This is a genomic window from Thalassospira sp. SM2505, from assembly GCF_054901115.1.
In genome coordinates, this window is the sequence record NZ_CM142731.1 from 1529512 (window position 1) to 1556464 (window position 26953).

Consider the following 26953-nt stretch of genomic DNA (forward strand, 5'->3'; position numbering starts at 1 on the left):
GGAGGTTAGAAGGTGTTTCAAAAGGTCGGGAATCAGGCCGTGATTGAAACGTTCCGCGCGATGTCGTCTCCGGAACGGCTATTCTGACTAATGGATTCTTCCGGCGAGAATGCTCTGCTTTCGTGGCTGCCTGTTGCGCGCAGCAGGCTGGCCTGACGGAAGGCTGCCATATCGGCACCAGACGGTGCATTTGGTGCAAGCGCCGCATTCTGTAAAGTTGCCAAAGCGCGGTCTCGGTCAGCTTTGCTTCCTGATAAGGAGACGCTGACATCCACATGGCCACCAATGGCGTATGCATTACCATCCGGGCCGATCTGATAAGTGTATTGTGGTGCAGATCCATAGGGGCCTGCGGCCGCAGCGTGAGCTTCCTCTTCCTGACGGACGGCTGAGTCGCGGGCCTGAAGTTGTGACACCACAGCTTCTTCTGCCGGGTCCAGGTCTGTGCCATCAGAGGGCGCGTTGGGGCTGTTGCTATTATCGTCGCTGGCTTTCAGTGCGTCGCGATATTCAGACCGGCTTACGCCGCCTGCAACGGCCTGTGCTTCGGTCAGGGTTCTTGGATCGACAATACGTGTTCTTGCACCATCGGCACCTTCACCTGCAATGGCATAAGGTGAAAGTCCGCTGCCCTTTGCCAATTGGCGCTGGACCTCGACGGCTTCATATTCGGCCAAAACACGCCCGTCGGCCGTTTGCGCAATTTCCCGAACATTCAGGATAATGCCCAATCCGCCGCTATTCGGATTTGCTATGGTTTGACCAGCTGCAATCATTGGTCCAGATATGTTTCCTCGATTTTGAAACAAGAATTCATCTTGATCACAGTATCAGAAAACGCGTTCTGAGTCTTGTTTCGGATTTGCCTGTAAACAAGGGGTGCGGATACCTTGCGCTATCCGGGGCTTGCTGCTATCAGAAAAGCCAAATCCCGGCGATATCGTGATGGTCGCTGTGCTCCGTTCAATCAGGAATTCATACACATATGTCCGACTTTGTTATTCCCGCTAACGAAAAAGTACTCGTCACGGGTGCTGCCGGTTTCATTGGTTCGCATCTTTGTCTTAAATTGCTTGAGCAGGGATCAACGGTTGTCGGACTGGATAACGTCAACGACTATTATGACGTTAACCTTAAGGAAGCGCGTCTCGCCCGTCTTGAAGGCAAGTCCGGTTTCAAGTTTGTGCGCATGGATCTTGAAGATCGCGAAGGTATTGCAGACCTGTTTGCCACCGAAAAGCCGACCTATGTCGTGAATCTGGCTGCTCAGGCCGGTGTGCGTTACTCGATTGAAAATCCGCATGCCTATATCGATTCCAACCTGGTCGGATTTACCAATATCCTCGAAGGTTGCCGTCATAATGGCGTGAAGCATCTGGTGTATGCGTCGAGCAGCTCTGTCTATGGTATGAATACAGAGATGCCATTTTCCGTTCATCACAATGTTGATCATCCGATCAGCCTTTATGCGGCATCAAAAAAGGCCAATGAACTGATGGCCCATACCTATAGCCATCTTTATCGTTTGCCGACCACCGGTCTTCGCTTCTTTACGGTTTATGGTCCTTGGGGTCGTCCGGATATGGCTTTGTTCCTGTTTACAAAGGCCATCCTTGAAGGGCGTCCGATTGATGTGTTTAACGAAGGAAAGATGCGCCGCGACTTCACCTATATCGACGATATCGTCGAAGGTGTTTACCGTTGCATTTCCTCTGTCGCACAACCAAATCCAGACTGGAACTCGGCGAAACCGGACCCTGCTACCAGCTCGGCACCTTATCGGGTGTTCAATATTGGCAATAACAGCCCGGTCGAGCTGATGTATATGATCGAGACGATCGAAAAGGCATTGGGCAAGACAGCCGAAAAGAACATGTTGCCGATGCAGGATGGTGACGTTCCGGCAACCTATGCCGATGTCGATGCCCTGACCGACGCGGTTGGCTTCAAGCCGGCAACGTCAATCGAAACAGGGATTGGTAACTTTGTTGAATGGTACCGGTCCTTTTACGGATAAACTGATGTGAAATTTGCCGCGATCTTCGTGCTGTTCGCCAACGCGTTTTCGGCGGGCATGATGTTTCTGGCCAGCGTGTTTATCTCACGGTATGGCGGCAAGGATCTTTTCGGCTTCTTTTCAGTCATACTCGGGTTGATTATCTCGGCGGCTCCTGTCGTAACATTTGGCATGGATACCGCTATTGTGCGGTTTCTGCCAAAATATCGGGAGGAAGGGCAGCGGCATCTTGTCAGCGGCATGCAGCGCTTTGTCCTGGCCTTTGCAGCTATTCTGTCGATTATCGGCGGTATTGTCCTTGCAGTTGTTCTCGTCCATTTCCGAAATTACAGCTTTGAAATCGGTTTCGCGGCAGGCATTTGCTTGCCCTTGGCGGTGATAATGGCCGTCTTGCAAGGTGCCATTCGCGCAGATGCCAACGTGTCGCGTGCGGTGGTTGGCGAGGCGGTCGTCAGGCCGCTTGTCTTTTCTGTGTGCCTTCTGACACTTTATTTTTGGGTGTACGGCGATCTCAGCCTTCTGACAGTGGTCAGCGCTTATGCGGTTGCACTTGCTGTCGCAATGCTCTCGGCCCTGTTCCTTGTTGTCAGGGGCGGCCATATCAGGTGGACAAGTGCCTTTAATCCCGGCATGGCCGATATTCGCCTTTGGCTGCAGCTTGGATTGAATGTTCTATTCTCCCAGCTTGCCATCGCTTTGCTCAATCAGTCGCCAGTTATTCTTGCCGGTGTATTGCTCTCGGCATTTGATGCTGGTGAGATTGGGGCTGTCATTCGTTTGGCGATGCTGGTTGCATTCGCACTGACTGCAGTGAATTCAGTTGTGGCACCGTTTCTCTCCACGGCGATGGCCAAAGACGATACTTGGGAATTGCAGTCTCTGGTATCGCGGGCGACAGGTTTCTCGATGCTGGTGGCGGTGCCTGTTTGCGGTGCATTCTTCATTTTGGCACCCGAGTTACTGTCCCTGTTCGGCAGTGACTATGGGGCAGCTGTTCCGTATTTGCGCGTGATGCTTGTTGCATACGGGCTGCAGGCTGCCTGTGGGCCAAGTGTTGCCTTGCTCAATATGACGGGCATTCACCGGGCGATGACCAAAATAGTCTCAGTCTGGGCATGTTTGACTGTGATCGGGCTTGTACTAGCAATGACCCAGATCGGCATGATGGGGGGCGTTGTTGTTGCTGCTCTGTCTGTGGCGGGTTACCCGATGATCCTTGCCATCGTGTGCCACAAGACACTTAAAGTCGACCCGACCATCTTTTCGTTGCGGTTTCTTATCCAGCGATAATTCTGTGACTTTTCGGGAAAGCATATCTGCGGAGCAGATGCGCAAAATGTCATTTATGCAGATTGAACGCATAAACACAGTTTTCAAATAACAAGTCCGGGGAAATGGTGCTGCTGGGGAGATTTGAACTCCCGGCCTCTCCCTTACCAAGGGAGTGCTCTACCCCTGAGCTACAGCAGCCCGATATCATCAGGCAAATCGATGGGGGATGGTGCTGCTGGGGAGATTTGAACTCCCGGCCTCTCCCTTACCAAGGGAGTGCTCTACCCCTGAGCTACAGCAGCGTATGCCCCATGCGGTGCGGGCGGGTTATAGGCCACGTATCAGTAATTGGTCAAGCCCGAAATATGCGAAGTTTTCCGAATGATTGCACAACCGTGCTTTTCGCCCTGTTTTCGTCAAGATCGGCTGTAATTTTTCGCCTGCTGTTTTATAACAGGCCCAAGGAATGAACCGGCTATTTGAACGAGAAACCCAAATCGGACCATGACAGCAAAAAAATCTGACATCCGCCCAGCGGTAAATGAAGAGCGCCTTAAGCGTGAAGCCGAGGCCCTTCGCGCCAATCTGGCCAAGCGCAAGCAACAGCAGCGCTCGCGCAAGGAAACGCAGAACGACTCTGTTTCGGACAAGAATGCAGACAAATAGGTCGTTCATGCCTCCTGATGTTCGCGCTTCGTGAACGGGATGGAGATTATGACGGCCGAAATGCCGATGAGGGCGGGACTAGCAGAAAGTGCGCCCGAGCATATCGTTTGGTTGATCTTGGGGGCGTCGCACGGGTAAAACCGAATATGCTGAAAAGCACTGGGACTTTTTCGCAACAAGGGGATGGCAATATGTCGGTAAGACCGGATCACTGGATACGCCAGATGGCGCAGGAAAAAGGTATGATCGAGCCGTTTGTCGACGGTTTCAAACGTGACGGTGTCATTTCTTACGGTGTCAGTTCCTATGGTTATGATGCCCGTGTTGCTGACGAGTTCAAGATTTTCACCAATGTCGACTCGGCCATTGTCGATCCCAAGGAATTTTCTGATGACGGGTTCGTCAATCGTCAGACCGAAGTCTGTGTGATCCCGCCCAACAGTTTTGCATTGGCGCGCACCGTGGAATATTTCCGCATCCCGCGCGACACGCTTGTGATTTGCCTTGGCAAATCGACCTATGCCCGTTGTGGCATTATCGTCAATGTCACACCGCTTGAGCCGGAATGGGAAGGGCATGTGACGCTGGAATTTTCAAACACGACACCTTTGCCAGCACGCATTTACGCCAATGAAGGCGCATGCCAGTTCATTTTCCTGAAAGCCGAAAGCGAGTGCGATACCTCCTATGCGGATCGCGCAGGGAAATATATGGGCCAAAAAGGTGTCACATTGCCGCGTCTGTGATAAAGGCATGGCAACCAATCTGGCATTGACATGCCAAGACGCGCGTTTGCTGCGTTTATGCGCGCAGCACAAAGAGGATTGAATGGACAAGATCAAGATTTCCGGTGGTCGCCGGTTGCAGGGAAAAATTGCAATTGGCGGTGCCAAGAACGCGGCCCTTCCGCTAATGGCAGCGGCTCTGCTGACAGATGAAACGCTGACCCTTTCAAATCTGCCACATCTGGCAGACATCACATCGATGGCGAATCTTCTCGCCCAGCATGGTGTGGCGTTGCATCTGAACGGTCATGCGCCCAATGGCGGCCACACAGGTCGCGTTCTGGAAATGACCGCTAAGGAAATCACGTCCACAACCGCACCTTACGACCTTGTTCGCAAAATGCGTGCGTCGGTTCTGGTGCTGGGTCCGATTGTTGCGCGGTGCGGCATCGCGCGTGTTTCCCTGCCTGGTGGTTGTGCCATAGGGAACCGTCCGGTTGACCTTCATCTCAAGGCGCTGGAAGCCATGGGCGCGGAAATCCACCTGACCGAGGGCTACATCGAAGCCCGCGCACCAGAAGGCCTTAAGGGCGGTCATATCCTGTTCCCGCAGGTCTCGGTTGGTGCGACCGAGAATGCCCTGATGGCGGCATCCCTTGCCGACGGTGTTGTCACCATCGCCAATGCCGCGCGGGAACCCGAAGTATCGGATCTTGCTCATTGCCTGGTTGCGATGGGGGCCGAGATCGAAGGCATTGGTACCGACACCCTGAAAGTGACCGGCAAGCCGCGCCTGCATGGTGCCGAATATTCGGTTGTGCCCGACAGGATCGAGACCGGGACCTATGCGATTGCTGCTGCCATCACGGGCGGGGAGATTGAACTTACCGGCACCCGGATGGATCTGATCGAAAGTCTTGTTGATGCGATGAGAAAGGCCGGCGTCGAGATCGAGGAAGCCGAAAACGGCATGAAAGTGCGCGGTAACCGTGCAACCCTTCGCGGTGTTGATGTCATGACCGAACCCTATCCGGGTTTCCCGACCGATATGCAAGCACAGTTCATGGCGCTGATGTCGGTTGCCAATGGTGCATCCATGATCACCGAAACCATTTTTGAAAACCGCTTCATGCATGTGCCCGAACTTGGTCGTATGGGGGCGGATGTGAATGTGCATGGCCGTTCTGCGATCGTGCGCGGTAGTGCCAAGCTTTCCGGGGCCGAAGTCATGGCCACCGATCTTCGTGCATCGGTATCAATGGTGCTTGCAGGCTTGGCAGCCGAAGGCGAGACAGTTATTAACCGTGTCTACCATCTTGATCGTGGTTATGAACGGCTGGAAGAAAAACTTGCGGCCTGCGGGGCGCAGATCGAACGTGTCCGGGTTCCGGCCTGATTGGCCGGACTGTGATCGCAAAACGATCCGGACGACAGACAAACGCGTAAGGCGACTGATTTATGAGTGACGAAAAGCTGGTGCTGGCCCTGCCAAAGGGGCGCATTCTTGACGAGGTGATGCCACTGGTCCGATCCGCAGGGATCGAACCGGAAGCGGCATTTGATGATCCGAAATCCCGTGCGCTTCGGTTCTCCACCAATCATCCGCATATCGATATCATTCGTGTGCGCAGCTTTGATGTTGCAACCTTTGTTGCCTTTGGTGCCGCCCATATCGGGGTTTGCGGCAACGATGTCCTGATGGAATTTGATTATCCTGACATCTATGCACCGCTTGATCTGAATATCGGGCATTGTCGCATCGCGGTTGCCGAACCGGCAGACATGGTTGACGGTGATGATCCGTCGCGCTGGTCGCATGTCCGGGTTGCTACCAAGTATCCGCATATTACACGCACGCATTTCGCAGCCCGCGGTGTACAGGCAGAATGCATCAAGCTCAATGGCGCGATGGAACTCGCCCCTACACTCGGACTTTGCCGTCGTATCGTTGATCTTGTATCGACCGGAAGTACCCTTAAGGCCAATGGCCTGCGCGAGATTGAACATATTGCAGATGTGACATCGCGTTTGGTGGTGAACCGTGCGGCCCTTAAGACCCGCCCGACCGATATTCAGCCCTGGATCGACCGTTTCTCCGAGGTAGTAAATGCCGCTTAATCTTTCCATTACCGACGCCAGCTTTGAAGAAGACTTCGTCAAGCTGCTGGGCATGAAACGCGAATCGGATGCCGATGTTGATGCGGCCGTTGCCGACATCATCGCCGATGTTCGCACGCGTGGTGATGAAGCCGTTTGTGACTATACCAACCGGTTCGACCGCCTCAATATCGATGCCAAGGGCATGGTCGTCACGAAGGACGAAGTCGACGCTGCGATCGCAAATATTGAAACTGACCTGCTGGACTCGCTCAAGCTTGCGGCAGAGCGTATTGGTGCCTATCACGCCAAACAGATGCCTGCTGATGAACGCTATACGGACGAAACCGGGGTTGAGCTTGGTTGGCGCTGGCGGGCAGTTTCGGCGGCGGGTCTTTATGTTCCCGGTGGTCTTGCATCCTATCCTTCATCAGTTCTGATGAATGCGATTCCGGCAAAGGTTGCTGGCGTTCAGCGCCTTGTCATGGTGGTGCCGACCCCGGACAACAAAATGAACCCGCTTGTTCTGGCCGCAGCCCGTATTGCTGGCGTTGATGAAATCTATCGTATCGGTGGTGCGCAAGCGATTGCAGCACTCGCCTATGGCACGGAAACCATCAAGCCAGTCGACAAGATTGTTGGTCCGGGCAATGCCTTTGTTGCCGCAGCCAAGCGTCGCGTTTTCGGTCAGGTCGGTATTGATATGATTGCCGGTCCGTCCGAAATCCTCGTGGTGGCGGATGGCAGCAATGATCCGAGCTGGGTAGCAGCTGATCTTCTGTCGCAGGCCGAGCATGACCCGGTTGCACAGTCGATTTTAATCACTGATGACGCCGAGTTTGCCAGTCGTGTGCAGCAGGCTATTGATAAACATCTTGAAACATTGCCGCGTGCCGAAATCGCAAGCGCAAGCTGGCGCGACTTTGGTGCAATTGTCTTGGTGGAAAATCTGTCGCAGGCTCCGGCCCTTGTGGATCGGATCGCCCCGGAACATCTGGAACTGGCGGTGGATGACCCGGACGCACTGGCTGAACACATTCATCACGCAGGTGCGATCTTCCTGGGGCGCTACACGCCAGAAGCCATTGGTGACTATGTCGCCGGGCCGAACCACGTTCTGCCAACTGCCCGTTCGGCGCGGTTTTCTTCCGGTCTCGGGGTTCTGGACTTCGTCAAGCGTTCCTCGCTGATCAAGTGTACACCGGAAAGCCTTGCCAAAATCGGGCCAGCGGCAATTGCACTGGCTGAAAGCGAAGGCCTGCAGGCACATGGACTTTCTGTAGCGATCCGGTCAAACCAGATGTAAGCTGTTGCAGTGCAGCGCGTGAGGGGACCGCAGGGAGAAAGCCATGGCTTCAAATCAGTGTATCGCCGGTATTTATCTTGACGAAAAATACAAGGTGCGTCGCCGTCCCGAGGTGGAGCACGAGCAGGCGGTTGCGATCTATGACCTGCTTGAAGAAAATCACTTCGAACCTGCTGGCGGGTTCGAAGGCCCGTATTCCGTGCATATGCGCATTGAAGAGAATCGCATCTATATGGATGTGCGAGGCGATGATGACAGCGAAAATCTGACCACCATCCCTGTTCCCTTGTCGCCGTTTCGCCGGATTGTCAAAGATTACTTCATGATCTGCGAAAGCTATTATGACGCGATCAAAAAGGCGAGTGCGGCCCAGATTGAAACTATCGATATGGCGCGCCGCGGCCTTCATAACGAAGGGTCCGAACAGCTTCGTGAGCTTCTGAGCGATAAGGTGACGATTGATGAAAATACGGCACGTCGCCTTTTTACGCTGATTTGTGTCCTTCACATCCGGGGTTAAGGCGAAGTGGCAGAAGAACTTCCCGGCTCGGTTCTTTTTGCCTGCAGTTACAATGCCGTTCGTTCCGTGATGGCGGCTGCACTGATGCGGCACTATCACGGAACCCGTATATATGTTGAAAGTTGTGGCGTACGTGCAGGTGACGTTGACGGTTTTGCTATCGCTGTGATGGACGAAATCGGGCTGGATATCTCAAGCTATAAGTCAAAGACATTCGATCAGCTTGAAGACGGGTTCTTTGATCTGATCATTACCATGTCACCTGAAGCCCAGCACCGTGCGGTGGAAATGACCCGCACGATGGCTTGTGACGTTGAATTCTGGAATACCTTTGATGCCACCATGATCGAAGGATCGCGCGAGGTGCGGCTGGAAGCCTATCGTCAGGTACGTGATCAGATCAAAAAGCGCATCCTTGACCGTTTTCCGGTTGGGCCTGCGCCCAAGGTCTAGGACTGATCCTGCTCGGCGCCAAGCGCGGCAAAGGCCGTTCCGTCGAGAATAAAGATACGTTCATCATCGGCATGGCGCATCCCGATCTTCTCATAGAAACGCTGGCCGCCAATGTTTTCCGCATCAACCGACAGCCGGATATAGGTTTTACCGGTATCGTGTGCGCGCTTGGCAACCGCGACGACCAGTTTGCGGGCAAATCCGCCTCCACGATGTGACGGTGCGACGTAAAGATCCTGAATATAAAGGCCCGCTTGCCCGCGGAAGGTTGAATAGCTTGGGAAATACAGGCACACGGCCACGGGCTTGTCATTTTCCAGGGCGATCAGTGCTTCAAAGGCCGGGTTCTCGCCAAAGCCGTCACGCGCAAGGTCATCCGGGTTGCTTTTGAACTTGTCTTCGCATCCTGTCGCCTTGGCGATTTCAAGCAGCATGGCGTGGATTGCCGGGGCATCGGTTTCGCGGGCAAGGCGGATAACGGGATCATTTTCGAGCGACATGAAATGGACTTCCTTTGGGCGAGGCGTGCGGTTTTGCAAACATACGGTGCTTTGTTTGGCCGTTAAAGGATCAATCATGTGCAATCATGGCGGTGTTGCTGCTATTTTGCCGGAGCTTTCTCTTGCCATGTCCGTGCCGCAGTGCAGGGGCGCTGTGCCCCGCGTGTGAAAGGACTTGACCTTTTGCCCGGTTCAGAGCAGTTTGCGGCCCACCGGTATTTTGATATTGCAATACGAAAGCTAGGAGTCACATGGCTAAAGAAGACGTTATCGAGTTTCAGGGCACTGTCGTTGAACTTCTGCCCAATGCGATGTTTCGCGTGAAGCTGGACAATGACCACGAAATCCTTGCTCACACTTCGGGCAAAATGCGCAAGAACCGTATTCGTGTTCTCGCAGGGGACCGTGTCAGCGTTGAAATGACCCCTTATGACCTGACCAAAGGTCGTATCACCTTCCGTTTCAAGTAATCTTGAGCCAGTTCCAGCGCAAATTGACCTTGTCTGGCGTGCGGTTTACCCTTGCGCCCGGGGTCACTTGTTGCTGCTGACGGGACAGATGTGACATCCTCACATTTCTGTTCCCATGGTGAAGATCCGATACTCGGGAGCCACGTCTTGTCGAAACTGATACTGGCATCTGCATCGCCGCGCCGTCTTGAGCTGCTTGCGCAGATCGGAATTGTGCCAGATCAGGTTGCTCCGGCTGATATCGATGAAACGCCCAAGGCAGACGAAAGTCCGCGCAGACTTGCGTTACGCCTTGCCGAAGAAAAAGCCCGTGCCGTTGCAGCCGTCAATGGCGGGGCTTTTGTGCTTGCTGCCGACACTGTTGTTGCCTGTGGGCAACGTGCGCTGGGCAAGGCAGAAGGCGAGACTGAGGCACGAAAATTTCTGACATTGTTGTCAGGCCGCCGGCATCGCGTATATGGCGGTATGTGCCTCATTGCACCGGATGGAACTGAACGGTCGCGTGTGATCGAAACACAGGTCAAATTCAGAACTCTGGGTGCCGAAGACCTTGATCGCTATCTGGCGCATGATGAATGGAAGGGCAAGGCAGGTGCCTATGCCATCCAGGGCCATGCAGCCACCTTTGTCAAGGCGATTTCCGGGTCTTACTCGAATGTCGTGGGACTGTCGCTTTGTGAAGTGGACGGTTTGCTGCGCGGTCTTGGCTATCACTCAAAAGAGGTCTGAGCATGACAGTCGGCGGAAATCATGATGACCGCCTGCTGATTGATGCCGTTGCGCTTGAACGCAGGGTTGCCCTGATTGAAGGTGACCGTCTGTCGCGCCTTTGGATCGACCGTGGCGGACCAGCGCGTTTTGATATCCATCTTGGACGTGTTTCAAAAGTTTTGCCGGAAATGGCGGGCGCGATGGTTGCGCTTGACGGCATTGATGATGGTTTGCTTCCCTTTGACCGATATGACGGGCCGTTGCATGAGGGACAATGGGTTCTGGTGCAGATTTCCCGTCTCGGATTTGAAGATAAAGGCGTCAAGCTGACCGGCAAGATCGCGATCGAAGGTGTCGGGATGATCCTGCGCCCCGGTGGCAAGCTGATCGAACTTCCCAGAAAATTGAAAGACCCGGAACAACGTGCAGAGCTGCTTGGTGCGATCAGGTCCCTGCAAGCCGATGACGACGGTATCATGTTGCGATCTACTGCCCTTGACTGGGACAAGGATGCGATTGCCGGGGAATATCGTCTGTTAAAGTCACACTGGCAAAATGCCAAATCGGCCTTGGCTGATCCGCGAAAGCCGTTGCTGGTTTTCAAGGCGCAATCCGAACTTGATCAGATGATCGAGCGTCGTCTGATGGCTGGCCAGATTTGCATTGTTGACGGTGTCGACGAATTCGTGCGCCTGCGCGGGATTTTAACGGCACATGCGAAGTCCGATGAACATTTGCACCGCCATACCGGAACACGTCTGTTGTTTGATGAGCAGGATGTTGAAGTTCAGATTGCCGATGCACTTGGCATCCGGGTTGATCTTGCCGGTGGGGGCTGGATTGCAATCGATCAGGCAACGGCACTTTGCGCTATTGATGTGAATGCAGCCGGGGCCGATTCCGGTCGGGACAGTGAAACCCGGGCAATTGACCTCAACTTGCGCGCGGCTACCGAAATCGTTCATCAGATACGGTTGCGTAATATTGGCGGCCTTGTTGTTCTTGATCCGTTGCGCATGAAATCGCGCGCCGGACGTGATAAATTTGACGCAGCAATCAAAGCGGCCTTTGGGCCTGAACTCGATGGTGCGGTTCAGATCGGTGGCTTTACCCGTTTGGGACTCTATGAGTTCAGCCGTCAGCGGGCTGGCGAATCGCTTGCGGCAAGCGTCCTGCTAAAACAGGATCAGGATCCGCTTAATGGTGTTTCTGCGCTCAATTCTGTTCTGCGTAATGTTATTGCCCAGTCACGAAACGGGGTGGTGGGGACCGTTGATCTGTATGTCGCGACCAACCTTGCGTCACAGCTTGCAGATAATGGTAAGGCGATCCAGATAATGAGCAAGGCGTTCGGGGCTGCCCCGCGCATAGTGGCTGATCCCGCTCTTGGAAGTGATGAATACCGGTTGGAAAAGAACTAGAATGACCCGAGAAAATTCAACGAAAACAGTCAGCTCTGACTGCGTGGTTTGTGGCAAGCCGGCAGAGGAAAAATACAAGCCTTTCTGCTCGAAACGGTGCGCAGATCGCGACCTTGGCAAGTGGTTGAATGAAAGCTATGCAATTCCCGCGACCGAGCCGCCAGAGTATCTGGAAGACCTTGAAGATGAAGAAGAATTTTAATCGTAAAAAAAATGCGATTTGAGGCTGGACAAGCCCCAAAGGAGTTTGTATAACCCCGCTCGTTCCGCAGGGAACGCTCCGGAAACGGAGAGAAAGAAAAGATGCCCAGGTAGCTCAGTTGGTAGAGCAGTGGACTGAAAATCCGCGTGTCGGTGGTTCGAATCCGCCCCTGGGCACCATCTTTCGGTAGCCAAAAAAGCCCGGCCTTATGGCCGGGCTTTTTGTTTCTTGGCCCCTCAGGCCTCTGTTTCAGGAAGCCAGAGCGTGAAGTCGACAGCCTTGTCGTCCTGATCAGTTCCTTCGCCCGTCAGGTTGCGTTGGCGATCAAGGGTAAAGGTTCCTGATGCGAAATCCCCCTTGTCACAATTTGCGAACCATGTGCCTTCAGCCGGGCTGTCATATTTGCTGACACTAAGCTGCATTTTGCAATTTGCGCTATTGGGGCCAACGAACTCCATGGTCCCGCCATAGTCCTTGAGATCGATTTTGGTCTCAAGATACCCGTCAGAGAAACCGCTACCCCATGTGATCGCAAAGGTCCGGTCATATTTGCCCTTGCGCGCTGTTGCCCAGTCGCTGTCTTCAAATGACGGGGACGAAGTGGATGCCGACGTTTTACGCGCCGGGCATTGCGGGGTAGGAAGGGCTGCGACTGTTGCTGCATAGGCGTCGCGATCATTGACCAGACTGATGCCCTGAATCAGTTTATTGATGTTGAGTTCCGGCTCGCCGCAATAAAAGACACTGACGACGGCATCAATGCCGCCATGATCATTGTCATAGATTTTCTGTCCCCGCGTCGCGCGGAAACCGAACTTGGCAACCTTGCAGTCCGAAATACTTCCGATATTGGCGTCGGCATAATATCCGACAGCGCGTCCATTATCGTTTGAGGTGACAGGAAAGGCTTTGAGGATTTCAATGTTGTTTTTGGCAAATTCCTGACGGAATTGTTCCTCGTCCTTGAGTTTTTGTTCGGTCTGCGGCGTAAACCATACATCAAATGTATAGGCGCTGGTCACGATGCCTTTACCGCATCCCAGTTCCCATTTTTCATTCTGCACCTGACCGTTGTTGCGATCATTCTGTTCAAGCTTGGTGACCGGAATGTTGGAAATGGTCGGTATATTGAAGCGTGATTTGCCAACCGGTTGTTCCTGCCATTCCGAGAAGGAATAATCTGGCGTTGTCTGACAGCCTGCCAGTAAAAGTGTTGTCCCCATAACGGCAAAGCCGAGAAGTTTTTTGGTGTTCATTATTGCCCTCTGAATTAGATGTCCCGAAGCCAGCATAGACGTGATTGATCCGACTGGGACCTGAGCAAAGGTGTGGGAAAGGTGATTAATCCCATGCTTTCAGATAGTTGGAGTTGATTTTATAGAGCCCGGGTGGGCGAGACAGAATATCGGGAATCGGTATAAAGATTCGATCCGGATTGTGTCTTGCCTCGGGCCGGACTGTTGTTTGCGACCGAAGCCTGGTTTCAAAAGTGATCGAACGAACAAAATTTTTCCAAGCTGGTTTCAAATGAAAGCTGCTTCGTACGCGAGGCATCAGATGTGCGTTTAAGTCTTGATTAAAAACGGGTTTACGCCTTTTGTTGCGGAAATTTTACATTCCGGTACGCTTTGGTATGTGATCAGAAATGGTGTCATCGGGATTTGCGTAACAAGCAGGCTGTATTCATACAGCCGGGAACAGGATGCTCAGGGGACTGACATGACCGAGAAACAGATCGAGATCGAATTGAAACTTCGGATCGATCCGAAACATGTTGCGCGCCTTAAAAATGCACCGGTCCTGCGCGAGGTCAAAGAAGGCCGTCGCCTGATAACCACGCATCTGGTTTCGATCTATCATGACACCCCGAAACTTTCCCTGGCCGACAAGGGAATTGCGATCCGACTTCGCAAGAAAGGTAACAAGGGCTGGGAGCAGACGGTCAAAACATCGAATGGTCTGCGTGAAGCATTGCCCGCACGCCAAGAATGGACTGTCGAGCTTTCCGAAGGCGTTCTTGATCTTGATCTGTTTACGGACAAGGGCGTCAAAAAGCTTCTTACCAAATTTGCCAAAAAGAAAAAGATCGACCGCATTTTTGAAAGCGATCTGAAACGCAGCGCGGTGGATCTGACCTATCGTGATGCGGTGATGGAACTGGCAATCGATCAGGGTGTCGTGCGATCAGGTGACAAGGAAACTCCGATTTCCGAAGTCGAGTTCGAGCTTAAAAAGGGACATCCGGCGGCCTTGTTTGATCTGGCGCTTGAGCTGCAGCGTACGGTTCCCCTGTTGCTCAGCATGCGATCAAAGGCATCGCGCGGACGAGACTTGTATCTTGGCACAGCGCCGGGTGCCTATCGCGCCGCACCGATAGAGCTGACAGATGACATGTCGGCTGAAACGGCCTTTCGTGCCCTGCTGGGGCAGGGGCTTCGCATGATCCTGAGCAACGAGGTCTGCGTGCGCAATGACCTTGATATCGAAGGATGTCATCAGATGCGCATCGGCATGCGTCGTCTGCGCGTCGGCTTGAACCTGTTCAAGAAAAACCTTCCGGCGGGTGAGGCTGTCTTGCTGCGCAGATTGTTGAAATCTTGTAGCAAGGGACTGGACGGTTTGCGCGACTGGGATGTGTTCCTTGATCAAACCCTGCCAATGATCGAAGGCCATTTCCCGGATCATGACGGTATAGCGCAATTGCGCAAGGCTGCCGAAAAACAGCGTGCGAAGGCGCTGGAAGCTGCGCGAACCATGCTTGATCAGCCGGAATATGGGCAGTTGCTTTTGATCCTTGGGGCCTGGGCCAGTTATTCGCGCTGGGCGTCGGGGGCCAGTGCCGAACAGATGAAGGCAATGGCAGCCCCGGTTGCCGATCTGGCCGGACCATTGCTGGATCAGGCATATAAAAGAGTGACCAGACGCGGTGAAAAGATCGCCGAGCTTAATGTTGCGCAACTTCATGCCTTGCGCCTTGATGTCAAACAGATGCGCTATGGTACCGAGTTCTTCGGGTCGGTCTATCCATCCAAAAAGGTCAAAAAGTTCCGCTCAAGACTGACCTCGATGCAGGAAATTCTCGGGCAATTGCAGGATGCCGCTGTTGCCAAGGCAAGGCTTGCCGATCTGACATCGTCTCTTTCAAAGGACGGACTGGTCGCGGTCGGGCTGGTGTCGGGCTGGTTTGCGGCCCGCGTCGAGCAGGAACTTCAGGGGCTGGAGGATGCTGCTGCGGCCTTTTTTGAGCAAAAACTGTTCTGGAAGTGAGTTCGCATGACCCAGCCAAAGCCGTTTCTTGCGGGTAAAATTCTTGCTTTGCCATTGATTGCTGTTTTGGGACTGCTCGCTGCATGCACCAGCACAGGCGATGCTGGTTATATCAAGGGGCGGGAAATCCAGTTCAACGTTGCAGAGGCATCGGGGCGCAAGGTTACCGCTGCCAAAGAAGCGCCATATGAAGGTCTCTACGAGAATGCCACTGCGGCTTATGAGTGGACACTTGATTATGGTGACGGCTTTATCCGAATTGGGTATTGGGAAAATGTAACGCCGCCCGAGATGCTCAAGCTTGAAAGTGATTCCCCAGAATTCAGAACCCGCTTCGACAGACGCATCACATCAGTGATCAGCAAGAAGATGACAGTAACCAAGCCCGCGCATAAAAATGGCGCGGCTGGTTTGATCGCGTTTGGCAAGGGAAATGACTTTGAACGTTGTGCTGTTACAACGTCGGCTTTGCGGCTTGGTGACAGTCAACCGGCGGGCGCCTTCGACACATTCGTGGAAGCCGTGATTTGTTCTGACGGTATCTTGACGCCAAACACCACGGATAATCTGATCTGGTACCTTGAAAAGCAGTCCTGAAGTTCAGGGGCTATGCCACAGACTGCTTCATGTCCTGATAGGCCCTTAGAGCGCGCTCACGGCCTTCTTTGACCCCGGTGACGGGTTCCGGGTAATTCTGTCCCAAGGTGACACCAGCGGCCTTGAGGATCAGCGGAGACGCTTCCCACGGTTTATGGATATATTGTTCGGGCATGTCGCGAAGTTCCGGCACCCATTGGCGAACATATTCACCAGCCGGATCAAACTTCTCGCCCTGCAGGACCGGGTTGAAAATACGGAAATAGGGGGCCGCATCGGCACCGCATCCGCCAATCCACTGCCACGAAAAGGCATTGTTGGCCGGACAGGCATCGACAAGCGTGTCGTCAAACCACGCAAGCCCGTCACGCCAATGCACCAAAAGATGTTTCACCAGCACTGACCCGACAATCATCCGCACCCGGTTATGCATGTATCCCGTATGCCAAAGTTCGCGCATACCGGCATCGACGATCGGGAAGCCTGTTTGGCCCTTCTGCCATCGTTCAAGTGCCGTGCTGTCATTTGACCAGGGGAAGTGGCTGAACTGCCGTTGCAACGGGATGGATCGCAGGTCGCTTGCGTGGAACAGAATGTGATGGGCAAATTCACGCCAGCCAAGTTCCGCCATGAATTTTGATGCTGTCTTGCCCTTGCCCGGATGAGCATCGGCAAAATGACCGGCACTGTGCCATATCTGATAGGGGCTGATTTCCCCGAAACGCAGATGCGGGGAAAGTTCCGATGTGACCCGATGGTCCGGACGATCACGCAAGTCGGCATAATCAACAAGACGCTCATCGATAAAGTCAAACAGCTGGTCTTTCGCGCCCTGTTCTCCGGGCGTGAACCGCTCGGCAAAACCAGTAGCCCAATCAAACGGTTTTGGTGCCAGATCAAGGGCTGCAAGGCTGACTTCACCGGCAATCTTGATGTCAGCAAGTGTGATCGACTTTGGGGCGGCAAATGGTTGACGTGGTGCCGGAAGTTTCTGGCAGGCACGCCAGAACGGGCTATAGACCTTGAAGTCAGTTCCGCTACCTGTTTTGACTTCCCATGGTTCAAACAGAAGGTTGGCCTTGAAGCTTTCGCACTCTACGCCGCGGTCCTGAAGCGTTGCTTTGATATCGGTATCGCGGCTGGTCGACGGCCTGTCATACAGCCGGTTCCAGAACACAGCTTTGACGTCATGGGCATCCGTGATGTTTTCAAGAATGTCGCCCGCATCGCCAGACAGCAGGTGCAAGGAGGCATTGGTCGCCGCTGACTGGGCGCCCGCTTCTGCAATGCTGTGACCAAGAGCTTCCAGACTTTTTTCCAGCCACCAGCGTGTTGCGCCGCCAAGCTGACTGTCAATCACAGGGTCAAGGATAAAGACAGGAAGCACCACCCCGTTATTCTGATCCGCCCATTTCGTAGCGGCCCGCAGCGCAGGATTATCCCCCAGCCGCAGATCATTGCGAAACCACATGATTGCGATCGGGCGTTTGGTCATCTGTATTCCTGAAACTTATCAATAACGGGTGGGGGGCTTTGGTCTGTCTTACGCCAGAGGGGAGAGAGCGTCGCGACTGTGACAGCGTATTGAGGGGAAGTCGTGGCGCTCTCTCTGGCTCGGGGTACATTAAGATCTACGTTTGAGAATTTCGATCAGTTCACCGAAACTTTCAGAAAGTTGTTTTTTTTCCCAACCGGCAAATCCAAGCACCAGTCCCTGTGGCAGGTTCCCGCGATTTTTTGAAGATTTATCATGGTAGTAGGATGACAGGGCGCGACAATCGAGCCCGGCTTTTACCATCCGTTCCTGAACAGCAATATCGTCATGTCCGGCAACCAGTCGCGCACAAAGATGCAATCCCCCGTCAGATGGCATGGCCTCAAGCAACCCTGATGCCGTATCGGCAATCAGGGATTTGAGATGTGCGCGCCGTTCGCCATAGCGCAGACGCATCTTGCGAACGTGGCTGCCAAAATGGCCCTCGGCAAAAAAGGCACCAAGGGCGGCCTGCGCCGTCGGGGCGGGAACACCATCGGCAAAGCCGCGCATACCACGAAAAGCCGGAATAAGGGCCGGGGGCAAAACCAGATATCCAAGCCGAATGCCCGGGAACAATACCCTTGAAAATGTGCCGACATAGATCACGCGGTTATCGGTATCAAGCCCCTGCAAGGATGAAAGCGGCGGTCCGTCATACCGGTAGTCGCTGTCATAATCATCCTCGACAATCCATGCGTCATTGGCCCTGGCCCATTGCAAAAGTGCCAGACGGCGCGATAGCGACAATGTCGTGCCCAGTGGATAGTTCCGCGACGGTGTGGTTACGACAATACGTGACGGGGATGATGTCTTGCCAAGCCCGTCAACGCACAGGCCTTCCTCATCAACGGCAACCGGATGCAAAACCGCACCGCTTGACGCCAACACACCGCGGATGCCCTCGTAACCGGGATCTTCTGTGGCAATGATGTCACCCGGATCAACAAGGGCACGCGCAATCAGATCAAGTGCTTGCTGCGCCCCGGAAACCACCATCACCTGATCGGCCTGGCAATTCACCCCGCGTGACTGACGCAGCCATTTGGCGATTTCATCGCGCAGCAATGGCATGCCCATCGGATCGTCGGGGATTGTCAGATCAATGTTTGGTGCCCGCCAGGCGCGGCGCAGCAGGCGCGCCCAAAGATCAAACGGAAACCCGTCAAGATCAGGTGTCGCCGGGTTAAACGGGCGTGCAACCCGAAAGCGCGGAAAACGCCGCTGATAGGCCAGCATGCGCATCGCACTCTGACTAAGATGCAGGGGACGTTGGTTCTCGGCCTTCTGTTTGGCAAGTCCGGATTTGGTAGCGGTCTGCATGTCCCGATCGGGAAGGGCGGTTACAACAAAGCTTCCGGCACCTACCCGGGTTTCAAGATATCCTTCCGATGTCAGAAGATCGAAACTGGTCACCACTGTATTGCGCGATATGCCAAGTGATGATGCAAGATCGCGGCTTGCCGGAAGCCGTTCCCCCGGATGCAAACGGCCATCAAGAATGGCGGCGCGAATGCCGTGATAAAGACGGCGATAGGCGCTAATTGCCTTGTCATTCCCATCTCCTTCGGTCTGGCTCGGATAAATCCAGCTATAATCGCTGCGCGGCATTGGTATTCCTGATGGCTAAATTGGTTCTGTCATTTTTAGTATAATGGACCTTTTTAAAAGTCCAATTCTATCCATGATGGGGCCACCAATTACGACCGCATGAAAGAGCGAGGCCACCATGTCCGAAGCTATCCTGTCGCCCCAGACATCCGAGCAGACCCCATCGGGTCAATACGAGGTGCATCCCCACACCAAGGTTATCCGTGGTCCGAAACGCGCATCTTATGATCGTGAGCTGGTACATGGCATTATTGATGATGCATTGATCTGCCATGTTGGCACCATTGTTGATGGACGCCCGGCCATGATCCCGACCGCGCATTGGCGGGTTGGTGAACGGATTTACATCCATGGCGCATCGAAGAACCGCATTCTTGCTGCGATTGCCGCAGGCGAAGAAGCATGCCTGTGCATTACCCATCTTGATGGTCTGGTGATGGCGCGGTCCGCCTTCCATCACTCGGCGAATTATCGTTCGGTCGTGATCTACGGCAAGGGCGAGGTGGTTGATGGCGAAGAAGGTAAGATGGAACATTCCCGCCTGTTTATCGAAAAGCTCGAACCGGGGCGGTGGGATAAAGTCCGTCAGCCAAACAAACAGGAACTCAAGGCCACCATGTTCCTTGGCTTTGATCTGGCACAGGTTTCGGCCAAGGTCCGTGCCGGTGATCCGGTCGATGACGATGACGATTATGACTGGCCGGTCTGGGCCGGTGTTTTGCCCAGTACGCTTCACTGGGGCACACCGGTTGACGATGGCAAGATCAAGTCGGGCTTTGAAGGGCAGGGCTATCTTCGCGACTAAAAGAAAATGGGCTGGCAATCATTTGCCAGCCCGTTTTAGGTCTGATTGGTCGATGCGACTGGTCAGCCCGCCATCGCAACTGCAATCCTTGCGCCAAGGCGTGCGTTGTTACGCACAAGCGCGATATTGGCTTCAAGGCTTTTGCCTTCGGTCAGATTGGTCACACGCGCCAGAAGGAACGGCGTTACATCGCGGCCCAGAATGTTCTGTTCCTTGGCATCGGCAAGGGCATCTTCAATTGCGCTTTCGATGGCTTCGCGTGCCAGTGCCTTGTCGACCTCGGGCGGATTGCCGATGACAACGCCACCTTCAAGGCCGAATTCCCATTTCGATTTCAGGAATGCTGCCAGGTCTTGCGGGCTATCAAGGCGAAGCGGTGCTTTGTGGCCACTTTCAACCGAATAGAATGCCGGAAATTCATCGGTGCCATAGGCAATAACCGGCACACCAAGCGTTTCAAGATGCTCAAGGGTTTTGGGAATATCAAGGATCGCCTTGGCCCCGGCGCAAATAACGGCAACACTGGTTTTGCCAAGCTCGGTCAGGTCGGCCGACACATCGAAATTTCCAGCAAGATCACGGTGAACACCACCGATGCCGCCAGTGGCAAAGACACGAATACCGGCTTTTTCGGCCAGAATCATGGTTGCCGAAACCGTGGTGGCACCATCGCGTTTCTTGGCAATGCAATAGGGAATATCGCGACGTGACAGTTTCAGAATGTCTGTGCCCTTGGCGAAATATTCGAGTTCCTCGGGCGACAGGCCGATTTTGCAACGACCCCCGATCACGGCGATGGTGGCGGGCACCGCACCGTTATCACGTACATCCTGTTCAACAGCCTGTGCTGTTTCAAGGTTCTGCGGATAAGGCATCCCGTGCGAGATAATGGTGGATTCAAGGGCAACGACCGGCTTGCCAGCGGCAAGGGCCTCTGCGACCTCGGGGGCGATATCAATAAAGTCCGACATTCCGATATGCTCATATCTGGTTTAAAGTTTTAAAGGCCAGAATTAAACAGATGCCCCCCATAAATCCAGCCCAAACCATCCCGCCGTACCAAGCTTTCGGAATGGCTGCCTTGCGCGCGTCGTTTGATCGTTGCCGTCCATGCACGGGACTTGTGCCAGTGAGCGAATTGTAAGCACCTGATTTGATGGATATCTTGGAATACCACCAAATTTTGAAAGCCCGCCTGAAATGCATGCCAAGCCCACCCTGACACGTGGCCTTCTGGCCTTTATGGCCATCGGAAGCGGTCTGTCTGTTGCCAGTCTTTATTACGTTCAGCCGCTGCTCGAATTGCTGGCCCGCGAGTATGGTTTAAGCGAAACCAGCGCGGGATTGCTGGTAACTGTGGCACAGGTCGGCTATCTGACAGGGCTGATTGCGGTTGTACCGCTTGGTGATCATCATGAACGGCGCAAGTTACTGACCGTGACATCGGCTTTGACAGCCGTCGGATTGCTTGCCATGGGGCTTGCGCCATCGTTTCTGATGCTGGTTGTCTTTAGCGTCTCGGTCGGCATTACCTGTGTGACCGCACAAATCCTTGTGCCGCTGGCAGCTCACCTAGCCAGCGATGACAAGCGCGGTTCTGCCGTCGGGGCGGTAATGAGCGGGCTGTTGCTGGGTATCCTTCTGGCCCGTACGTTTTCCGGGATCATGGCCGAGCTTGCCGGGTGGCGCTCAGTCTTCATTGTCGCGTCCGTCTTGATGGCAGTTTATGCAGTTGCCTGTTACCGCATCATTCCCAATATTCCACCGACATCCCATACCAGCTATCGCACGCTTTATCTGTCGATCCTGCATCTGTTTCGTGACGAAGAAGTCCTGCGTCGGCGCAGCCTGATTGGCGGGTTGCAATATGCGGTATTTGCGATCTTCTGGACATCCATGGCCTTCATGCTGGTCCGCCAATATGACATGTCCGAAGCCGTGATCGGGCTTTATGGCCTGATCGGTGCGATTGGTATTCTGGCGGCCCGTATTGCTGGTCGGCTGGCCGATCAGGGATGGGCACGGCTCAGCACGGGCGGGTTCCTTTTGACCACCATATCAAGCTGGGGGCTGCTCTATTGGGGGCAATGGTCGCTGGTGGCCTTTGCCATCGGGGTGGTGTTGCTTGATCTTGGCATTCAGGGCACGCATATCTCAAACCAGAGCGAGGTCTATCGCCTCAGCCCCGAAGCACGCAGCCGCCTGACCACGGGCTATATGGCCAGCTACTTCTTTGGCGGGGCCTGTGGATCGGCAAGCTCTGCGGTGGCCTATGGCATGGGTGGATGGCCTGCGGTGGTTGCTCTTGGATCAACTGTTTCGATCCTGTGTGTTATTATTTGGAGTATCGGCGAGTTGCGGTTCCCGCTCAGGAGCATGCGGCGGGTTTCTCGCTAGCAGGGAATGCCTGCGGATATAGACGGCAGAGTTCTTTTCAGGGGGCGAAGGAATGTCTGATGATCAGCAAAGATGTTGTGCGTGCGGGAACGAAATTGTTCCTGACTACAAAATTTGTGCGCACTGCGGAACGCACCAGAACCCCGTGCGGAGACGTATTGAGCAGATTCTGAAGACATTTGCGGCAATTTCAATCGTTGCAGGTGCTGTCTCGGTCACGATTTCATTCTATCCACAGGTAAAAAAGACGCTTTGGTTCAAAGAAGATGTGGAGCTGGTCAGTGTTGATACGACGGTAGCCGGAACGCCGGGGACACTGTCGTTCCTCAACAAGGGGGACGGGGATGTTTTTATCTCCGAGCTGATCATTCGTCTGAAAGAGCAGAACCTGCCGCTGGAAATACGCCTGCGCATTCATCAATTGCTTAAAAAAGATGAACTGACGGCGTTGCGCGTTGCTACGCCTGAGGTCTCTGGGGATAAATTCAGCGATACCGTCGGGCCAAAGCAGTTTGACGCTTGGCTGGCTTCTCGAACGCAGCAACAAATTGACGATCAGATAAACAGATGTTTTGTGATGAAGCCCTTCGATGAAACTAAAGGGGGATACATCGTCGCAAGAAAGATCGCGAGCCATCCGGCAGTAGGAGTTATCCGGTACTACAGTCCTGAAAACAGGGCTGTTCGTGAAGTTGTGTCAGCAACGCCGCTAAAGGCTGCTTTATTCCGTCGGAACCTGAAAGTGTGTGCAACGGGTGATTGATTGCGTGTCTTAAGGTCCAAAGCAAAACGGCCGCCCCATGGGGACGGCCGTTTGCGTAAGAACGATCCAAGCTGTGCTTAGTTCTTTTCTTTGTCGACGAGCTGGTTTGCAGCAATCCACGGCATCATCGCGCGCAGTTTGGTACCAACTTCTTCGATTTCGTGTTCTGCGTTCAGACGGCGGGTTGCCTTGAACATCGGCTGGCCGCAATGCATTTCCTGAACGAAATCACGAACGAATTTGCCTTCCTGAATGTCAGCAAGAACTTCTTTCATGCGTTCTTTGACCGATGCATCGATCACGCGCGGGCCGGTGACATAGTCGCCGTATTCTGCGGTGTTCGAGATCGAGTAACGCATGTTGGCCATACCGCCTTCATACATCAGGTCAACGATCAGCTTAACTTCGTGCAGGCACTCGAAATATGCCATTTCCGGAGCATAACCAGCTTCGGTCAGGGTCTCAAAACCGTATTTGATCAGCTGGGTCAGGCCGCCACAAAGAACTGCCTGCTCGCCGAACAGGTCGGTTTCGCATTCTTCACGGAAGGTGGTTTCGATAACGCCGGAACGACCGCCGCCGATTGCCGAAGCATAGGACAGAGCAACTTCAAGGGCATTGCCCGAAGCATTCTGTTCGATAGCGACCAGGCACGGTACGCCGCCGCCACGCTTGTATTCGGAACGAACGGTGTGACCCGGACCTTTCGGTGCGATCATCATCACGTCAAGATCAGCGCGCGGCTCGATCAGGCCGAAATGGACGTTCAGACCGTGTGCGAACAGAAGTGCTGCACCCTGTTTCAGGTTGTCGCGCAGTTCGTTTGCATAGATCGCTGCCTGATGTTCATCCGGGGTCAGGATCATGACGACGTCTGCCCAAGCAGCTGCTTCGGCCGGGGTCATGGTTTTCAGGCCGGCATTTTCAGCTTTCTTGCGCGAAGCGGAACCTTCGCGAAGGCCGACAACAACGTCTTTAACGCCTGAATCATGAAGGTTAAGCGCATGGGCATGGCCCTGCGAACCGTAACCGATGATGGCAACTTTTTTGGTCTTGATCAGATTAACATCTGCATCGCGGTCGTAATAAACACGCATCTTTCGATACCTCTGGACGTTGGACCACGCTGATTTTTGTGCGTGGTGGATGGTAATAATGAATTCGGGGACAAACCCCGATGCCTTGCCCGATGCGGATCACCGGGCAGGGCAAACTCACATCGTTAGTGTGCCGCGCGAAATCGCAGCCACACCGGTACGCGAAATTTCCGAAAGCCCCAGTGGCGCCATCAATTTGATGAAGGCATCAATCTTTTCGGGGCTGCCGATGATTTCATAAACGAAGGAATTATTGGTCGCATCGACTGCGCGGGCCTTGAAGATGTCGGCAATGCGCAGCGACTCAACGCGCTTTTCACCCGTTGCAATCACTTTGACCAGTGCAAGTTCACGCTCGACACTCGGACCGGCAAGGGTCAGGTCGCTGACCTTGTGAACCGGTACAAGACGCGAAAGCTGTGCCTTGATCTGTTCAATCACCATCGGGGTACCCGAGGTGACCACAGTGATGCGGGACTGATGGGCGTCGGCGTCGACTTCGGCAACGGTCAGGCTTTCAATGTTATAGCCACGGCCGGAGAACAGGCCGATGACACGGGCCAGAACGCCAGATTCGTTATCCACCAGAACGGATATGGTGTGTTTCGAGATTTCGGTTTCTTTCACGGTTTCGCTCCGTAAGAGCTCGGTCGGGGGCATCTATGTGCCGCCCGAGCCGGCCTTTTCATTATGGTTTTGATGATATCGTCTCGCACGCTTGTCGTTGCGGATCAGACCAGAACCATCCCTTCGTCGGAATCAATGGCTTCGTTGCCGTCGGTTTCCTGCCCAAGCAGCATTTCATTATGCGGCTTGCCCGACGGAATCATCGGATAGCAGTTTTCCTTGTCGTCCACGGCAACATCCAGAATCACCGGACCGTCAATTTCGAGCATTTTCTTGATGGCGTCATCAAGATCAGCCGGGTTGTTGCAGGTCATACCGGTAAAGCCGAATGCTTCGGACAGTTTGACGAAGTCAGGAAGGGTTTCGCTATAGCTTTCGGAATAGCGCGAACCATGCAGAAGCTGCTGCCACTGACGTACCATGCCCATGTAACGGTTATTCAGGATCACGGTTTTGATCGGCAGACGATACTGCGTCATCGTCGCGCATTCCTGAATATTCATCATGATCGACGCATCGCCTGTGAAGCAGACAACCGTCGCATCCGGGTGGGCAACCTGAACACCAAGGGCGGCCGGCATGCCATAGCCCATGGTGCCAAGACCACCAGAAGTCATCCATTCATAGGGATGTTCGAACCCGAAATGCTGGGCGGCCCACATCTGGTGCTGACCGACGTCAGTCGTGATGTAGGTCTTGCGATCACGGGTAAGTTCATGAACACGACGAATAACGTGCTGCGGCTTGATAACGTCTTTGGGCTGCTTGTAGGACAGGCAGTGTTTGCCACGCCATCCTTCAATTTCTTTCCACCAGCTATCAAGTGCATTGGCATCGATCTTGTACTGTTTGGCTTTCCAGATCTTGATCATGTCTTCAAGAACGTGACCAACATCGCCAACAATCCCGATATCGACCGGAACGTTTTTGTTGATCGAGCTCTGATCAATATCGATCTGGATTTTCTGCGAATGCGGCGCAAAGAAATCAAGGTTGCCGGTTACACGGTCATCAAAGCGTGCGCCGATTGCAATCATCACGTCGCAATCATGCATCGACATGTTCGATTCATAAGTACCGTGCATCCCGACCATGCCGAGATACTGTTTGTCCGATGCCGGGAATGCCCCAAGACCCATCAGGGTCAGCGTGATCGGCGCGCCGGTCATGCGGGTGAACTCGGTCAGAAGCTTGCAAGCCTGCAAACCGGAATTGATGACGCCACCACCACAATACAGGATCGGCTTCTTGGCCGATGCCAGCATTTCGAGTGCTTCTTCAATCTGGCTGCGTTCGCCTTTTACCACCGGATTATAGGTGCGGTGCTGAACCTGTGACGGTTCCAGATACGGTGCCTTGCCAACAAGGATATCTTTCGGCAAGTCGATGACAACCGGACCCGGACGGCCGCTGGAGGCAACGTGGAATGCCTCATGCATGGTGCGTGCAAGACGATCCGGATTTTTGACCAGATAGTTATGCTTGGTGCACGGGCGGGTGATGCCGGTGGTGTCGGCTTCCTGGAACGCATCATTCCCGATCAGATGAGTCGGGACCTGACCGGTCAGGCAGACAACTGGAATGGAATCCATCAACGCGTCGGTAAGGCCCGTAACAGCGTTTGTCGCACCCGGTCCCGAGGTCACCAGCACAACGCCGACCTTGCCGGTCGAGCGGGCGTAACCTTCAGCAGCGTGGACAGCAGCCTGTTCATGGCGCACTAGAACGTGACGAATCCGGTTTTGTTTAAATATCTCGTCATATAGCGGTAGGACAGCGCCGCCAGGATAGCCGAACACGACCTCCACACCCTGATCAGCAAGGGCCTGCAACACTACTTCCGAACCACTTAAAATACGTTCTGCCATGATTTTCGAGCCTCTTTACTTAGCGAC

General features: G+C 53.9%; 27 protein-coding genes and 3 tRNA genes. 19 read left to right on the top strand and 11 right to left on the bottom strand.

Features of this window, described 5'->3' with window-relative positions; all coding sequences use genetic code 11:
* Positions 1-32 precede the first annotated feature (32 nt).
* On the bottom strand, positions 33-776 hold the full coding sequence (locus tag ACTU44_RS06845; RefSeq protein WP_114099075.1) for a putative metalloprotease CJM1_0395 family protein: 744 nt from the start codon (positions 774-776) through the stop codon (positions 33-35).
* 209 nt (positions 777-985) lie between these two features.
* Here ACTU44_RS06845 and ACTU44_RS06850 point away from each other — a divergent pair, with 209 nt between their 5' ends.
* Together ACTU44_RS06850 and ACTU44_RS06855 are read left to right on the top strand one after the other, a co-directional pair.
* Positions 986-2017, top strand: coding sequence for an NAD-dependent epimerase (locus tag ACTU44_RS06850; RefSeq protein ID WP_336080347.1), 1032 nt, complete (start codon positions 986-988; stop codon positions 2015-2017).
* Between the two features lie 6 nt (positions 2018-2023).
* Entirely contained in the window at positions 2024-3307 is a 1284-nt protein-coding gene (locus ACTU44_RS06855) for an oligosaccharide flippase family protein (RefSeq protein WP_462097028.1), read from the top strand.
* Between the two features lie 105 nt (positions 3308-3412).
* Here ACTU44_RS06855 and ACTU44_RS06860 read toward each other — a convergent pair.
* Positions 3413-3487 (bottom strand) — tRNA-Thr (locus ACTU44_RS06860).
* A 29-nt stretch (positions 3488-3516) separates the two neighbouring features.
* Positions 3517-3591, bottom strand: a tRNA-Thr gene (locus tag ACTU44_RS06865).
* A 202-nt stretch (positions 3592-3793) separates the two neighbouring features.
* Here ACTU44_RS06865 and ACTU44_RS06870 point away from each other — a divergent pair.
* The 7 genes from ACTU44_RS06870 (at position 3794) to ACTU44_RS06900 (ending at position 9056) form a co-directional block, all read left to right on the top strand.
* A complete protein-coding gene (locus ACTU44_RS06870) occupies positions 3794-3955 on the top strand; it encodes a hypothetical protein (RefSeq protein ID WP_181850337.1) in 162 nt (53 codons plus the stop codon).
* 191 nt (positions 3956-4146) lie between these two features.
* Positions 4147-4701 (top strand): dCTP deaminase, encoded by a 555-nt coding sequence (gene dcd, locus ACTU44_RS06875; protein WP_008891765.1) that lies wholly within the window; start codon positions 4147-4149, stop codon positions 4699-4701.
* A gap of 82 nt (positions 4702-4783) precedes the next feature.
* A complete protein-coding gene (murA, locus tag ACTU44_RS06880) occupies positions 4784-6076 on the top strand; it encodes a UDP-N-acetylglucosamine 1-carboxyvinyltransferase (RefSeq protein ID WP_462097029.1) in 1293 nt (430 codons plus the stop codon).
* Between the two features lie 62 nt (positions 6077-6138).
* A complete protein-coding gene (gene hisG, locus ACTU44_RS06885; protein WP_114099079.1) occupies positions 6139-6798 on the top strand; it encodes an ATP phosphoribosyltransferase in 660 nt (219 codons plus the stop codon).
* The gene (gene hisD / locus ACTU44_RS06890) at positions 6788-8083 is read left to right on the top strand and encodes a histidinol dehydrogenase (RefSeq protein ID WP_462097030.1); all 1296 of its coding nucleotides are present in this window, start codon (positions 6788-6790) and stop codon (positions 8081-8083) included. Before hisG ends, hisD begins: the two co-directional genes overlap by 11 nt.
* Positions 8084-8126: 43 nt before the next feature.
* Complete coding sequence (locus ACTU44_RS06895; RefSeq protein ID WP_114099082.1) at positions 8127-8603, top strand: UPF0262 family protein; 477 nt, start codon at positions 8127-8129, stop codon at positions 8601-8603.
* A gap of 6 nt (positions 8604-8609) precedes the next feature.
* Positions 8610-9056, top strand: coding sequence for an arsenate reductase ArsC (locus tag ACTU44_RS06900; RefSeq protein ID WP_114099083.1), 447 nt, complete (start codon positions 8610-8612; stop codon positions 9054-9056).
* On the opposite strand, the gene ACTU44_RS06905 is transcribed toward ACTU44_RS06900, so the two are convergent.
* Positions 9053-9556 carry a GNAT family N-acetyltransferase gene (locus ACTU44_RS06905; protein WP_462097031.1) on the bottom strand — a complete coding sequence of 168 codons (504 nt, stop codon included), beginning with the start codon at positions 9554-9556 and terminating at the stop codon, positions 9053-9055. The genes ACTU44_RS06900 and ACTU44_RS06905 overlap by 4 nt on opposite strands.
* A gap of 251 nt (positions 9557-9807) precedes the next feature.
* Between ACTU44_RS06905 and infA the strand changes: the two genes are divergently transcribed.
* The 5 genes from infA (at position 9808) to ACTU44_RS06930 (ending at position 12539) form a co-directional block, all read left to right on the top strand.
* Positions 9808-10026: a translation initiation factor IF-1 gene (gene infA, locus ACTU44_RS06910; protein ID WP_007092059.1), complete on the top strand. Its 219-nt coding sequence runs from the start codon at positions 9808-9810 to the stop codon at positions 10024-10026.
* A gap of 147 nt (positions 10027-10173) precedes the next feature.
* The gene (locus ACTU44_RS06915; protein ID WP_462097032.1) at positions 10174-10755 is read left to right on the top strand and encodes a Maf family protein; all 582 of its coding nucleotides are present in this window, start codon (positions 10174-10176) and stop codon (positions 10753-10755) included.
* A gap of 2 nt (positions 10756-10757) precedes the next feature.
* Positions 10758-12158 (top strand): ribonuclease E/G, encoded by a 1401-nt coding sequence (locus ACTU44_RS06920; protein ID WP_462097033.1) that lies wholly within the window; start codon positions 10758-10760, stop codon positions 12156-12158.
* Between the two features lies 1 nt (position 12159).
* Positions 12160-12360 (top strand): DNA gyrase inhibitor YacG, encoded by a 201-nt coding sequence (locus tag ACTU44_RS06925; protein WP_114099089.1) that lies wholly within the window; start codon positions 12160-12162, stop codon positions 12358-12360.
* A 103-nt stretch (positions 12361-12463) separates the two neighbouring features.
* Positions 12464-12539 (top strand) — tRNA-Phe (locus ACTU44_RS06930).
* Positions 12540-12596: 57 nt separating this feature from the next.
* Here ACTU44_RS06930 and ACTU44_RS06935 read toward each other — a convergent pair.
* The gene (locus ACTU44_RS06935; protein WP_462097034.1) at positions 12597-13616 is read right to left on the bottom strand and encodes a hypothetical protein; all 1020 of its coding nucleotides are present in this window, start codon (positions 13614-13616) and stop codon (positions 12597-12599) included.
* A gap of 463 nt (positions 13617-14079) precedes the next feature.
* Between ACTU44_RS06935 and ACTU44_RS06940 the strand changes: the two genes are divergently transcribed.
* Both ACTU44_RS06940 and ACTU44_RS06945 read left to right on the top strand, forming a co-directional pair.
* Positions 14080-15627: a CYTH and CHAD domain-containing protein gene (locus ACTU44_RS06940; protein WP_462097035.1), complete on the top strand. Its 1548-nt coding sequence runs from the start codon at positions 14080-14082 to the stop codon at positions 15625-15627.
* A gap of 6 nt (positions 15628-15633) precedes the next feature.
* Positions 15634-16224, top strand: coding sequence for a hypothetical protein (locus ACTU44_RS06945; RefSeq protein ID WP_462097036.1), 591 nt, complete (start codon positions 15634-15636; stop codon positions 16222-16224).
* Positions 16225-16234: 10 nt separating this feature from the next.
* Here ACTU44_RS06945 and ACTU44_RS06950 read toward each other — a convergent pair whose 3' ends face one another.
* Positions 16235-17719 (bottom strand): cryptochrome/photolyase family protein, encoded by a 1485-nt coding sequence (locus ACTU44_RS06950; protein WP_462097037.1) that lies wholly within the window; start codon positions 17717-17719, stop codon positions 16235-16237.
* A gap of 129 nt (positions 17720-17848) precedes the next feature.
* Positions 17849-19369: a MocR-like pyridoxine biosynthesis transcription factor PdxR gene (gene pdxR, locus ACTU44_RS06955; protein WP_462097038.1), complete on the bottom strand. Its 1521-nt coding sequence runs from the start codon at positions 19367-19369 to the stop codon at positions 17849-17851.
* 118 nt (positions 19370-19487) lie between these two features.
* On the opposite strand from pdxR, the gene ACTU44_RS06960 reads away from it, so the two are divergent.
* Positions 19488-20174 carry a pyridoxamine 5'-phosphate oxidase family protein gene (locus ACTU44_RS06960; RefSeq protein WP_462097039.1) on the top strand — a complete coding sequence of 229 codons (687 nt, stop codon included), beginning with the start codon at positions 19488-19490 and terminating at the stop codon, positions 20172-20174.
* Between the two features lie 62 nt (positions 20175-20236).
* Here the strand turns inward: ACTU44_RS06960 and ACTU44_RS06965 are convergent, their stop codons facing one another.
* Complete coding sequence (locus tag ACTU44_RS06965) at positions 20237-21145, bottom strand: pseudouridine-5'-phosphate glycosidase (RefSeq protein ID WP_462097040.1); 909 nt, start codon at positions 21143-21145, stop codon at positions 20237-20239.
* Between the two features lie 229 nt (positions 21146-21374).
* Between ACTU44_RS06965 and ACTU44_RS06970 the strand changes: the two genes are divergently transcribed.
* On the top strand, positions 21375-22571 hold the full coding sequence (locus ACTU44_RS06970; protein WP_462097041.1) for an MFS transporter: 1197 nt from the start codon (positions 21375-21377) through the stop codon (positions 22569-22571).
* Between the two features lie 52 nt (positions 22572-22623).
* Positions 22624-23334, top strand: a complete 711-nt coding sequence (locus tag ACTU44_RS06975; RefSeq protein ID WP_462097042.1) for a hypothetical protein — start codon at positions 22624-22626, stop codon at positions 23332-23334.
* A 77-nt stretch (positions 23335-23411) separates the two neighbouring features.
* On the opposite strand, the gene ilvC is transcribed toward ACTU44_RS06975, so the two are convergent.
* The 3 genes from ilvC to ACTU44_RS06990 form a co-directional block, all read right to left on the bottom strand.
* Positions 23412-24431: a ketol-acid reductoisomerase gene (ilvC, locus tag ACTU44_RS06980; protein ID WP_114099102.1), complete on the bottom strand. Its 1020-nt coding sequence runs from the start codon at positions 24429-24431 to the stop codon at positions 23412-23414.
* Positions 24432-24548: 117 nt separating this feature from the next.
* A complete protein-coding gene (gene ilvN / locus ACTU44_RS06985) occupies positions 24549-25058 on the bottom strand; it encodes an acetolactate synthase small subunit (RefSeq protein ID WP_114101451.1) in 510 nt (169 codons plus the stop codon).
* Positions 25059-25162: 104 nt separating this feature from the next.
* Positions 25163-26926, bottom strand: a complete 1764-nt coding sequence (locus ACTU44_RS06990) for an acetolactate synthase 3 large subunit (RefSeq protein WP_336080363.1) — start codon at positions 26924-26926, stop codon at positions 25163-25165.
* Positions 26927-26953: the final 27 nt, after the last annotated feature.

Bases quoted from the DNA above. Each gene is read 5' to 3' on its own strand.
- murA (WP_462097029.1), top strand. From the start codon at position 4,784: ATGGACAAGATCAAGATTTCCGGTGGTCGCCGGTTGCAGGGAAAAATT.
- pdxR (WP_462097038.1), bottom strand. From the start codon at position 19,369: ATGCCGCGCAGCGATTATAGCTGGATTTATCCGAGCCAGACCGAAGGA.
- ACTU44_RS06990 (WP_336080363.1), bottom strand. From the start codon at position 26,926: ATGGCAGAACGTATTTTAAGTGGTTCGGAAGTAGTGTTGCAGGCCCTT.
- ACTU44_RS06970 (WP_462097041.1), top strand. From the start codon at position 21,375: ATGCATGCCAAGCCCACCCTGACACGTGGCCTTCTGGCCTTTATGGCC.
- dcd (WP_008891765.1), top strand. From the start codon at position 4,147: ATGTCGGTAAGACCGGATCACTGGATACGCCAGATGGCGCAGGAAAAA.
- ACTU44_RS06895 (WP_114099082.1), top strand. From the start codon at position 8,127: ATGGCTTCAAATCAGTGTATCGCCGGTATTTATCTTGACGAAAAATAC.
- ACTU44_RS06870 (WP_181850337.1), top strand. From the start codon at position 3,794: ATGACAGCAAAAAAATCTGACATCCGCCCAGCGGTAAATGAAGAGCGC.
- ACTU44_RS06845 (WP_114099075.1), bottom strand. From the start codon at position 776: ATGATTGCAGCTGGTCAAACCATAGCAAATCCGAATAGCGGCGGATTG.
- ACTU44_RS06965 (WP_462097040.1), bottom strand. From the start codon at position 21,145: ATGTCGGACTTTATTGATATCGCCCCCGAGGTCGCAGAGGCCCTTGCC.
- ACTU44_RS06960 (WP_462097039.1), top strand. From the start codon at position 19,488: ATGTCCGAAGCTATCCTGTCGCCCCAGACATCCGAGCAGACCCCATCG.
- ilvC (WP_114099102.1), bottom strand. From the start codon at position 24,431: ATGCGTGTTTATTACGACCGCGATGCAGATGTTAATCTGATCAAGACC.
- hisG (WP_114099079.1), top strand. From the start codon at position 6,139: ATGAGTGACGAAAAGCTGGTGCTGGCCCTGCCAAAGGGGCGCATTCTT.
- ACTU44_RS06935 (WP_462097034.1), bottom strand. From the start codon at position 13,616: ATGAACACCAAAAAACTTCTCGGCTTTGCCGTTATGGGGACAACACTT.
- ACTU44_RS06905 (WP_462097031.1), bottom strand. From the start codon at position 9,556: ATGTCGCTCGAAAATGATCCCGTTATCCGCCTTGCCCGCGAAACCGAT.
- ACTU44_RS06945 (WP_462097036.1), top strand. From the start codon at position 15,634: ATGACCCAGCCAAAGCCGTTTCTTGCGGGTAAAATTCTTGCTTTGCCA.
- ACTU44_RS06975 (WP_462097042.1), top strand. From the start codon at position 22,624: ATGTCTGATGATCAGCAAAGATGTTGTGCGTGCGGGAACGAAATTGTT.
- ACTU44_RS06850 (WP_336080347.1), top strand. From the start codon at position 986: ATGTCCGACTTTGTTATTCCCGCTAACGAAAAAGTACTCGTCACGGGT.
- ACTU44_RS06940 (WP_462097035.1), top strand. From the start codon at position 14,080: ATGACCGAGAAACAGATCGAGATCGAATTGAAACTTCGGATCGATCCG.
- ACTU44_RS06925 (WP_114099089.1), top strand. From the start codon at position 12,160: ATGACCCGAGAAAATTCAACGAAAACAGTCAGCTCTGACTGCGTGGTT.
- hisD (WP_462097030.1), top strand. From the start codon at position 6,788: ATGCCGCTTAATCTTTCCATTACCGACGCCAGCTTTGAAGAAGACTTC.
- ACTU44_RS06950 (WP_462097037.1), bottom strand. From the start codon at position 17,719: ATGACCAAACGCCCGATCGCAATCATGTGGTTTCGCAATGATCTGCGG.
- infA (WP_007092059.1), top strand. From the start codon at position 9,808: ATGGCTAAAGAAGACGTTATCGAGTTTCAGGGCACTGTCGTTGAACTT.
- ACTU44_RS06920 (WP_462097033.1), top strand. From the start codon at position 10,758: ATGACAGTCGGCGGAAATCATGATGACCGCCTGCTGATTGATGCCGTT.